Origin of the sequence: Psychrobium sp. 1_MG-2023, assembly GCF_030689115.1 — a bacterium.
In the GTDB taxonomy this organism is placed as follows: Bacteria; Pseudomonadota; Gammaproteobacteria; order Enterobacterales; family Psychrobiaceae; genus Psychrobium.
In genome coordinates this window covers 164,957-174,916 of sequence record NZ_JAUYVJ010000005.1, presented here as the reverse complement: position 1 = coordinate 174,916, position 9,960 = coordinate 164,957, and the positions used below count along the sequence as shown (strand labels likewise).

Genomic DNA, 9,960 nt, shown 5'->3' with positions numbered 1-9,960 from the left:
CGATGAAAAGCATTCATCGGATTTTGATCTCATTGAGCCATTTTTCAAGTTATTTTTTACTTAACTGATCGGCATTACTACATAACACGGTCTGTTTTTCTGCGTAGCTTACGGGGAGCAGCCGAGTGACAATAAAACAAAGTGCAGTGGCTAAAAATGCACCGGCAAAACAACCGCTGCTGAGTTGGCTGACTATTTTAACCGACCAGTTGTCAGCATTGCGTTTTTGCTGCTTGGCTAACCACAATAAATTCCCCGAAATAATGACATAGCAGGTACCTAAACCCAGCAAAAAAAACAGTGCTTTTATCAGGTAATCTGAAAAGTTTGCGAAGTGCAGAGAATCAAGAACACTTTCACCATTAGCAGAGGTGTTATCAAATGAGTCATTGCGATATATTACTTCACCAGTCTTCATCGCATATTGAACAATGGTTTTTTTTGAAAAATCACCATCGACTGCCCCCCTAAATAATATCGTTGCATTGTCATTCTGCCAGTGCTCAATTTCAACAACCTCGATTTTAAACCCTGAGATTTCTGACTCACTGCGGTATAACAATTGATTGATATTGTTCATTGAAAGAAACACACCGGAGGATTTTTCGTCTTTAACAGGTGGGTTGTAGCGCGTTTGCTGCTGATGAATATTTTCATTACCACTGGCAAACACTGTGGTATTGATTGACTCATAAATAAAGCCGAGATTAAAAATCACACCTGTTATTGCAAAGAGTAAATGAATACAATCGTTGAAAATGCGTTGAACCTTCATAAGCAAGGTGAGATGAAAAAAGCGCATGATGCTTATCATGCTGTATTACGAGTCAATCCAAAGCACCCACAAGCGCTACATTATTTGGGACTGATGGCCCAGCAAAATGGCCATTCAATGCAAGCGGTGACGCTCATTGAACGTTCTATCACCATTGAGCCTGACGACATTCGTGCCTATAACCATTTGGCTCAAGTTTATCTTGCCATTGGCAAGTCTGCTAAGGCGCAACAGGTATTAGAAGAGGGGATACGACGTGGACCTAATCATATTGATACACTAAATACCTTAGCCAATATATTAGTGGATAATGAGCAATTAAAAAAAGCAATCAAAGTATATCGTCAGGTCGTTGAGTTAGCGCCGAAGGTAGATTACGGTCTGTTTAATTTAGCTCAAGCGCTCAAAGAAGCGCGCGATTATCAAGAGTCTTTACACTGGTATAAAAACACGCTAGCAATCCAACCAAATCACATTAAGGCGCTGCATGGTGCAGGGATCACGAGTGAAGAATTAGGCAAATTTGAGGATGCGATTACATTCTATCTACGTGTGTTGGCGATTGAACCTGAGCACGTTCGTTCATTAGCGAACATAATTTCGATTAAAAGCTTTACCCCACAGAGCGAACTAATCAATACTGCGGTGAGAGTTGCTAGAGATACATCGCTAAATGCTGAAGATAAGGCCAAACTCAATAATGGGCTAGGAAAATATTTTGATAGTGTAGGGCAATATGACAAAGCATTTGTGCATTTTAAGACTAGCTGTTTGGCACAGAAGTCATTCAAAGGCGAATACAACGCAGAATTTAATCGTCAGCTGTGTAATCGTATTATCAATGCGTTTAACAAGCCCTTGTTTGAGAATATTGCCAAGGGGGATGTGTGTGATTTAACGCCAGTATTTATTATTGGTATGCCAAGGTCAGGCACAACATTGGCTGAGCAAATTCTAGCTTCCCATGAAAATGTTTTTGGTTGCGGGGAGTTAACTGTTATTCCCAAATTATCTAAACAAGTGTTAGGGAGCGAGCATGATGATGTGAGAGCGCTGACTGAGCAAGCCTTAAACAAAGCGCTAAAGGATTATTGTGATAATGTCAGGAGCGCTGGGATTGATAAGGAAACTTTTTTTACTGACAAACTTCCAATGAATTTTATGTATTTAGGCCTCATCGCTGCAATTTTTCCTAAAGCAAAAATTGTTTATTGTAAGCGCGATCCTCTTGATATAGGACTCTCTTGTTACATTGAAATGTTTAGCTTAGTCAATGATTTCTCAGTTGATCTTAATGCATTTGGCGATTACTTTTTAGATCATGATCGAATGATGAGTCATTGGCAACGTGTGCTACCACTTGATATCTTTGAATTAAGGTACGAATCGTTAATCTCAGATCAAGAAGGAGTTACACGGGGCTTACTTGAATTTGTCGGACTTGAGTGGGATTCGCAATGTATGCAGTATCATACAACGCAAAGAGCGGTTAATACACCTAGCCGTTGGCAAGTGAGACAACCGATGTATCAGAGTTCATCAAAGCGCTGGAAGCATTATGAAACACAACTTAGTCCATTGCGTGAGCGTCTCTCAGTCGCAGGGTATAAGTATAACTAAAGTTAAGTTGGCCAAATAAATTATAAAATGGTTTTATTAACCAGATGGGTGTGAGGTTGTTTATCTTGTTTTAGTTTAAATTGTTGTTTTATAGCCTCTTTAATTATTGGCTTGAAGGTTGCTTTATAAATAGTGAATTTATGATTATGAGGTAACTATGAGTGTTTTACGATTATTATTTAATGTAGCTTGGTTTATTTGTGGTGGTTTAGTGATGGGACTGATGTGGGTCCTCGCTGGTATTATTGCCTGTATTACAATTGTCGGCATCCCATTTGCGCGCTCTTGTTTCGTTATCGCTCAGCTTTCATTCTGGCCATTCGGTCGAGACATTGATGATCGTCAATATGTTACAAAGCGTCGTGATATTGGTACTGGAAGCTTAGGAACAGTGGGTAACATAATTTGGTTCTTACTATTTGGTATCTGGTTGGCTATAGGCCATATATTACATGCTGTTGCTTGTTTTGTTACGATTATTGGTATTCCTTTTGGTATTCAACATTTAAAACTAGCTATGCTAAGTTTCGCACCTATCGGTCAAACTGTAGTTGATGCGCGTTAAATACAAATTTAAGTTTGTATAGCAATAAAAAGAGCCCGGAACTATTCCAGTTGTTCCGAGCTTAGGGGAAGGGTTAAAGAATCGTGTCTAAACCAGTCAGAGCCTTTGCTCTACTCTGTTTAGTGTAGTTGAAATATTTAACTTCCCCCGTTTTATTGCGTTTAAATTGCAACGTTGTCGTTGACTAACTGCCTTGGTAATTTGTTTTTAACTTTATTTCCGACCCACTTCCCTAAGCCAATACATTGACCTTGATAGGTTAATCTAACTTCTCCCTTGGCTTTATTTGAGTTTTCAATGGCTAAGTCTTGCCCCCTGTAAAACTGTACAACCTGATCTCGTGTCAGGGGTAAGCCATCCAGTCCAAAGGCTGTAAGTGCATCGTGACAGATCACAAATTGCTTTGGTTTTATATCGAGTAGCTTAACGCCATGTCTCACAAACCGCATATTGCTTAGCAACAGCTGACTGTTCTTTGGGAAAAACCAGATTTCTTTATCACGTTGGTAAAGCTGGCCATGTTCAAGGAAATCCATCTTTAAGTGAGCCATCAGGGGAGGCGTCAAATCCTTAAGTTGTTTTTCTGTGAGCTCCTTATAAGGAAGTTTGCTTTTAAACGCTGGTTGAGAGCTGAGTTCAGTTGAACCTTTTTTGATGAATTTTGCGATAAAAAAGCCTTCACTATCATAAATTTGTGGCCAAATATGTAAATAACCTTGCTCGGTGCAGCTCGCTAGGGCATTGGGAAATAACTCATGTAGGCTAACGACGTCAACTTGCTCGGGAAATTCATCTAGTAGGTATTGGCATACTCCTTGATTTTCAATACAGTTCAGTGCGCATGTTGAGTAAACCAATTGACCACCTGGCTTTAACGCCATAAATGCTGACTTTATTAGCTGTTTTTGCAGCGTCGACACTTCATCAATGTGCGCTCTGGTCCAGTTTTTGAATGCATCGGGGTCCTTCCGGACGGTACCTTCACCACTACAGGGGGCGTCAAGTAAGATAGCGTCAAATGAATTCTCTAAATAGTCACCATGCACGGAACCGTCGAAGTGGCTAATTAGCGTGTTGGTAATACCAAGGCGAGTTAGATTGCTGTGCAATGCTTTTATACGACTTGAGGAAAATTCATTAGCGACCAATAAGCCTTGATTATTCATAAGGGCAGCAATTTGTGTTGTTTTTGAACCCGGTGCTGCTGCTAGATCAAGCACAGTGTTAAATTCATCACGTTGATTCATGGCATTAAATAGCGCCACAGGCGGCAACATAGAGCTGGCTTCTTGAATATAGAACAAGCCTGAAAAATGTTCGGGTAATCGTCCTGGAGCAACAGTTGAGGTGTTTAATTCGACCCAAAAACCTTCACTACACCATGGGATCGACTCAAATGTCCAACCAAAAGGTTGCATTAGTTCAATAAAGGCGTCCGTTGAAATTTTTAATGTATTAACACGTATACTAAAACGAAGAGAGCGATGACAGGCTTCAACTAAGTCTTCAAGTATTAAGTGGTCAGGGAGATCGACTGAAATGAGATCCAGAAAAGATTGTGGCAGGTGCTTATTCATCGAAAATTGCTTATTGCTAGGGAATAAGTGGATTATAACAAGCTTTAGTTATTACGGTAATATAGTTGCTGTTGATACGATAAATAACCGACAATTATCGGCTCCTTCACAATGTTAAAGGACATAATTGTAGCAAATGTGAACAATGAGGCTGTTTTGCCTGACAATTACTCTTTTCATTTAATCCAAGTCAGGTATAGTAGCCAGCCATTATTATTAGTTCGCCTAAAGAATTGAGTAGATCATTGAGTATAGATTACCCATTACTTTCACGCCAAGTTAACGCGCTTATCGACAATGAGTTTGATGCTGTCGCTGTTCTTTCTAATGTCGGTGCATTGCTAAATCAATCGCTTTCAACCATTAATTGGGTTGGCTTTTATTTTTTAAAAGATGAGCAGTTAGTTTTAGGACCGTTCCAAGGTAATGTTGCCTGCTATCGTATCCCTTTAAACAAAGGCGTTTGCGGAGCAGCTGTTACTACTGGCATGACCCAACGTGTTGCCGATGTTCATCAGTTCCCTGGCCATATTGCTTGCGATGCTGCTTCTGAGTCCGAGATTGTCATCCCGTTGGTCGTTAACGATGAAATAATCGGTGTCCTTGATATTGATAGTCCGGTTAAAGATCGCTTTGATGCTGCTGATCAGCAAGGACTTGAAATGATAGTTGATGTATTAAATCATCATCTAGTCGAGTGTCATTAGCCATAATGTATAATTAATAGCACTTGATGTTAGTTTGTTTTAGGAAAATAATGCGCTATGTATGATGTTGTAGATATTCATGAATTTCTATTTGAAGCCAATGAAGTTGGTGAGTGGGAAGGTGAAGAGGCCCTAGCCGCAGATAATATTAATAGAATTTATCATAAACTCTATCAAGTTATTGACCCGAATATAGATGTCAATCTGTTTCGTGAAATGCTTGAAGCCATTTGGCCCTATTGGCAGTATCAACCAGGGCTACTAGAGCTCGATGACGATCTCATCGAACATTTTGTAACATTTTTAATTGAAGAATTTGAAGTAAACTCGGAAGAATAAATGAATAGTACAGCTAAACTTACTGATAACAAAGCGATCATCGCTTTATTAGCCGAGCAGTTCCCACAATGTTTCAGCCTTAAAGGCGAAGCGAAACCACTTAAAATTGGCTTATTCCAAGAATTAAGTGAACGCCTTGCTGAAGATGAGCGAGTGAGTAAAACCCAACTACGTGGTGCGATTCGTCACTATACCACTAGCTGGCGTTACTTACGTTGCATTAAGGCAGGCGCTAAGCGTGTTGACTTAGATGGCAACCTAGGTGATGAATTAACACAAGAGCATATTGAGCACGCCCAGCAAACATTGGCTGAAAGCCAAGCTAAAGCGAAGCAGCGTGAAGCCGCTAAAAAGCCGGCGGAGTCGACTGATAAACCACGTAAAGCTAAGCCTGCACGTGCTAAAGTTGCTACAAAAGCGCGTTCTAGCAAGCCTGCTAAAGCGACAAAAGTGGAAACTGGTGTTAAAGTTGAAGATGTGTCAGCGTTAAAAATTGACCAAAAAGTGTTAGTTACTGTTGCAAAAACACCGATGAACGGAACTATCGTTGATATTGCGAAGTCTGATGTAAAAGTACAGCTTACTTCGGGTATGGTTGTAAAAGTCAAGCTAGACCAGATTTTAGCCAAGGCATAACCTTGGCTTAGCTAGCTTAATAAAAAACGAGTCATAGGAGACTTTTATGTTGAATCGTATAACGTTGGGTATTTTACCTTTTTGCTTGTCAGCAAGTGCTTTTGCACTCGATGCAAAATTGACAGTAGATAAAATACCTCAGCTACATCCAGAGCCACAACATAAAGTATCCACGACTCGGATGACTGGCTTATTTACACGCACCCATTTTAAGTCAATTGATCTTAATGATCAGTTCTCATCTAAGATTGCTAAACGCTACTTTGAGAGTCTTGATTTTAACAAGAGCTTATTCACCAAAGGTGACATCGAGTCTTTTGCTCAATACGATAAGCAATACGATGACATGTTAAAGACTGGGCAAGTTGCCCCAGTTTACGAAATCTTCCAACTACAACTACAACGTAGTTTTGAACGTTTTACATATGCTTTATCGTTACTTGATAAGCCAATGGACTTTACCATTGACGATGAGTATCAATATGACCGAGAAGATGCGCAATGGGTGCTAACTAAAGCTGAGTTGCAAGAGCTATGGCGTCAACGTGTTAAGTATGATGCGTTAAACCTCAAGCTGGCTGGTAAAGAATGGCCAGAAATTAGTAAAGTATTGGCTAAACGATACAATAATGCATTAAAGCGAATTACTCAGACACAAAGTGAAGATGTTTATCAAGTCTTCATGAATTCGTTCGCTCGCGCTATCGACCCGCATACAAGTTACTTATCACCAAGAAATGCTGAACGTTTTCAGGTTGAGATGAGTTTGTCTCTTGAAGGCATTGGTGCAATGCTGCAATCTCGTGATGATTACACAACCATTACAAATCTAGTGGCAGGTGGTCCTGCGGATAAAAGTGAACAGCTTTCTCCTGATGATAAAATTATCGGAGTGGGCCAGGGTAATGGCGAAATTGTCGATGTGATTGGCTGGCGATTAGATGATGTTGTTGATTTAATTAAAGGGCCAAAAGGTTCGACAGTTAAATTAGAAATAATTTCAGGTACCGCCGGTGGCGCAAGTAAACCCCAAGTTGTATCTATTGTTCGTGATAAAATCAAACTCGAAGATCGTCAAGCTAAATCTGAAGTGTTTGAGTCTCAATTACCAGAGTTTAAAGGGCGTAAATTAGGGGTCATATCAATTCCTAGTTTCTACGTTAATTTAACTCAAGATGTTAAAAAATTGATCACTGAATTAAAAGAACAACAAGTCGAAGGCATTGTCGTTGACTTAAGAAACAACGGTGGTGGTGCACTAACTGAAGCCGCTGCTTTAAGTGGGTTATTCATTGATGAAGGCCCAATTGTTCAAATTAAAAGTGGCAATAGCCGTGTTGATGTAAAATATGACCCAGACACTACAACCTTTTATGATGGTCCAGTATCGGTCCTTGTTAATCGTTATAGTGCTTCAGCTTCAGAAATTTTCGCTGCTGCCTTACAAGATTATGGCCGTGCGATTGTTTTAGGGGAACAAACCTTCGGTAAAGGGACAGTACAACAACATCGCTCGTTGAGTAAAATCTTCGATTTTTATGAAAAGCCGATTGGTTTCATTCAATACACTATACAGAAATTCTATCGAATCAACGGTGGCAGTACACAAAATAAAGGGGTTATTCCTGATATTTCATTCCCTACACCTATTGTGGCCGATGAATTTGGTGAAGTAGTGGCAGATAATACTTTGCCATGGGACAGTGTAGCAAAAGCTAAATATCAGCCATTAAGTGATATTTCTAAACAGATGTTTGAGCCGCTGAAGCAAAAACACTTGCAACGTATCGCTGCTGAGCAAGAGTTTCAATTTATGGCAACTGATATTGAAAAGTACCACGCTGAAAAAGATAAGAAATCGATAAGCCTTGTTGAAAGTGTGCGAATTGCTGAGCGCGATAAGAAAGAACAAACAGCTTTACTTCGCGCAAACTTGCGTCGCAAAGCGCAAGGATTAGAGCAGGTTAAATCATTAGATGACCTACCCAAGAAAGGGCTTGATTTAGACCCATATCTTGATGAAGCATCTTATGTCACATTTAACTATATCGACCAAGATCGATTAGTAAAAAATTAACGATAATCTCTCCTATCGTTTATAATTGGCCGCATTTATGCGGCTTTCTTTATTACAATACTCCATTAGTGGTCGTTAGATAAATGATTCTATCTAATTGATTCAAATGGTAGTATCAATGTATAAAAGAATAGTGTCAATTACGTCAATCAGTAGCACTGATTTGCCACTTGGCCTAACCACCAACAATATAATAATAACAAATCGGATTTTTTATGACACAACAGCATAAACAACCCTCGTTACTGGATGCTCTTGCTCCAGTAATTTTTTTAATCGGCTTACTCGGCTCTGCCGTATTTTATTTTGGCGATTCATCGTCATCAGGGGCTAACCAAATAGCACTTCTTTTGAGTGCTGGTTTAGCCGCCATTATTGGTATCAAGAATGGCTTTTGCTGGAATGATATTGAGCAAGGAATAATCAAAGGAATTAGCCTTTCCCTAACAGCAGTGCTTATTCTACTGGCGGTTGGCTCACTGATCGGTACTTGGTTACTGTCGGGGACTGTGCCAACCATGATCTATTTTGGACTGCAAATCCTCTCACCGAGTTTTTTCTACGCAGCTAGCTGTCTGATTTGTGCTATTGTCGCGATTAGTATAGGTAGTAGTTGGACTGTAGCTGCAACTATCGGTGTGGCGTTGATGGGGGTGGCGACTGGTTTGGGGGTTTCATTACCCATTACCGCTGGTGCAATCATTAGTGGTGCATACTTCGGTGATAAAATGTCGCCATTATCAGATACGACAAACCTAGCACCTGCTGTCGCCGGTACTGATTTGTTTACGCATATTAAACATATGGCGTGGACATCGTTTCCAAGCTTTATTTTCGCGTTAATAGTCTTCGCAGTGTTGGGCTTCTCGGAAGGCTCAAATGTAGAAGCTGATCGCATTAGTCAATTAAGCCAAGGGTTAAGTGATAAGTTTCATTTAGGTTGGTATTTACTGATCCCATTAGTGGTAACGCTGACACTAGCAGTAAAAAAAGTTGCAGCATTTCCAGCTGTATTCATCGGGGCATTAGTAGGTGGTTTATGGGCTGTTCTTTTTCAGCAAGAGTTGATTGTTAGTTTAGCTGCAACAGATTTAAACACCTTTGGCGCAAATGTCACCGTTGTTTGGACTGCATTATTTGATGGTATTTCTGTTGATACGGGTGATGCTGATCTTAATGACTTATTATCTGGTGGTGGTATGTCATCGATGCTGACAACGATTTGGTTGATTGTAACAGCGATGACTTTCGGTGCCGTAATGGAAAAGGTTGGCTTATTAAGTAAAGTTGTCGAATTGTTAGTGGGCTTTGCGCGTTCAACTTCGTCTTTAATTATTACAACAATAGTGACCGCCTTTGGTAGTAACGTACTAACTGCCGATCAGTACATTTCAATTGTGATGCCTGGTCGTATGTTTAAAGATGAGTATGAGAAACGTAAATTGGCGCCAGAAAACTTATCTCGTGCACTTGAAGATGGTGGCACTGTGACTTCTGTTTTAGTACCTTGGAATACCTGTGGTGCTTATATGCAGTCGGTGTTACTAGTAAGTCCGTTAGAGTATGCATTGTTTTGTGTGTTTAACTGGGCAAGCCCAATCTTCGGAATTATCTTTGCCATTATCGGCTTCAAGATTAAAAAATTAGCAACTAGAGCCGTATAA

Annotated in this window: 9 protein-coding genes; 7 read left to right on the top strand and 2 right to left on the bottom strand. The window is 40.0% G+C overall.

The features are described from left to right. Positions 1-49: 49 nt before the first annotated feature. Entirely contained in the window at positions 50-718 is a 669-nt protein-coding gene (locus Q8W26_RS04385) for a PepSY-associated TM helix domain-containing protein (protein WP_305472393.1), read from the bottom strand. A gap of 21 nt (positions 719-739) precedes the next feature. Between Q8W26_RS04385 and Q8W26_RS04380 the strand changes: the two genes are divergently transcribed. Both Q8W26_RS04380 and Q8W26_RS04375 read left to right on the top strand, forming a co-directional pair. Continuing rightward, entirely contained in the window at positions 740-2,395 is a 1,656-nt protein-coding gene (locus Q8W26_RS04380) for a sulfotransferase (RefSeq protein ID WP_101215154.1), read from the top strand. A 157-nt stretch (positions 2,396-2,552) separates the two neighbouring features. Then, a complete protein-coding gene (locus Q8W26_RS04375) occupies positions 2,553-2,960 on the top strand; it encodes a YccF domain-containing protein (RefSeq protein WP_101215153.1) in 408 nt (135 codons plus the stop codon). A 161-nt stretch (positions 2,961-3,121) separates the two neighbouring features. Here the strand turns inward: Q8W26_RS04375 and rsmF are convergent, their stop codons facing one another. Beyond that, complete coding sequence (gene rsmF / locus Q8W26_RS04370; protein WP_305472391.1) at positions 3,122-4,537, bottom strand: 16S rRNA (cytosine(1407)-C(5))-methyltransferase RsmF; 1,416 nt, start codon at positions 4,535-4,537, stop codon at positions 3,122-3,124. 245 nt (positions 4,538-4,782) lie between these two features. Between rsmF and Q8W26_RS04365 the strand changes: the two genes are divergently transcribed. From Q8W26_RS04365 to nhaC, 5 genes are all read left to right on the top strand, one after another. Continuing rightward, complete coding sequence (locus Q8W26_RS04365) at positions 4,783-5,244, top strand: GAF domain-containing protein (protein ID WP_305472389.1); 462 nt, start codon at positions 4,783-4,785, stop codon at positions 5,242-5,244. A gap of 57 nt (positions 5,245-5,301) precedes the next feature. Continuing rightward, the gene (locus tag Q8W26_RS04360) at positions 5,302-5,583 is read left to right on the top strand and encodes a hypothetical protein (RefSeq protein ID WP_101215150.1); all 282 of its coding nucleotides are present in this window, start codon (positions 5,302-5,304) and stop codon (positions 5,581-5,583) included. Beyond that, positions 5,584-6,219, top strand: a complete 636-nt coding sequence (gene proQ / locus Q8W26_RS04355) for an RNA chaperone ProQ (protein WP_101215149.1) — start codon at positions 5,584-5,586, stop codon at positions 6,217-6,219. A gap of 49 nt (positions 6,220-6,268) precedes the next feature. Next, positions 6,269-8,296 carry a carboxy terminal-processing peptidase gene (gene prc / locus Q8W26_RS04350; protein ID WP_370694261.1) on the top strand — a complete coding sequence of 676 codons (2,028 nt, stop codon included), beginning with the start codon at positions 6,269-6,271 and terminating at the stop codon, positions 8,294-8,296. A 215-nt stretch (positions 8,297-8,511) separates the two neighbouring features. Further along, complete coding sequence (nhaC, locus tag Q8W26_RS04345; protein ID WP_101215147.1) at positions 8,512-9,960, top strand: Na+/H+ antiporter NhaC; 1,449 nt, start codon at positions 8,512-8,514, stop codon at positions 9,958-9,960.

Coding starts and splice junctions, on each gene's coding strand:
- Q8W26_RS04380 (WP_101215154.1), top strand. CDS start 740: ATGAATACAATCGTTGAAAATGCGTTGAACCTTCATAAGCAAGGTGAG.
- Q8W26_RS04375 (WP_101215153.1), top strand. CDS start 2,553: ATGAGTGTTTTACGATTATTATTTAATGTAGCTTGGTTTATTTGTGGT.
- rsmF (WP_305472391.1), bottom strand. CDS start 4,537: ATGAATAAGCACCTGCCACAATCTTTTCTGGATCTCATTTCAGTCGAT.
- Q8W26_RS04360 (WP_101215150.1), top strand. CDS start 5,302: ATGTATGATGTTGTAGATATTCATGAATTTCTATTTGAAGCCAATGAA.
- proQ (WP_101215149.1), top strand. CDS start 5,584: ATGAATAGTACAGCTAAACTTACTGATAACAAAGCGATCATCGCTTTA.
- nhaC (WP_101215147.1), top strand. CDS start 8,512: ATGACACAACAGCATAAACAACCCTCGTTACTGGATGCTCTTGCTCCA.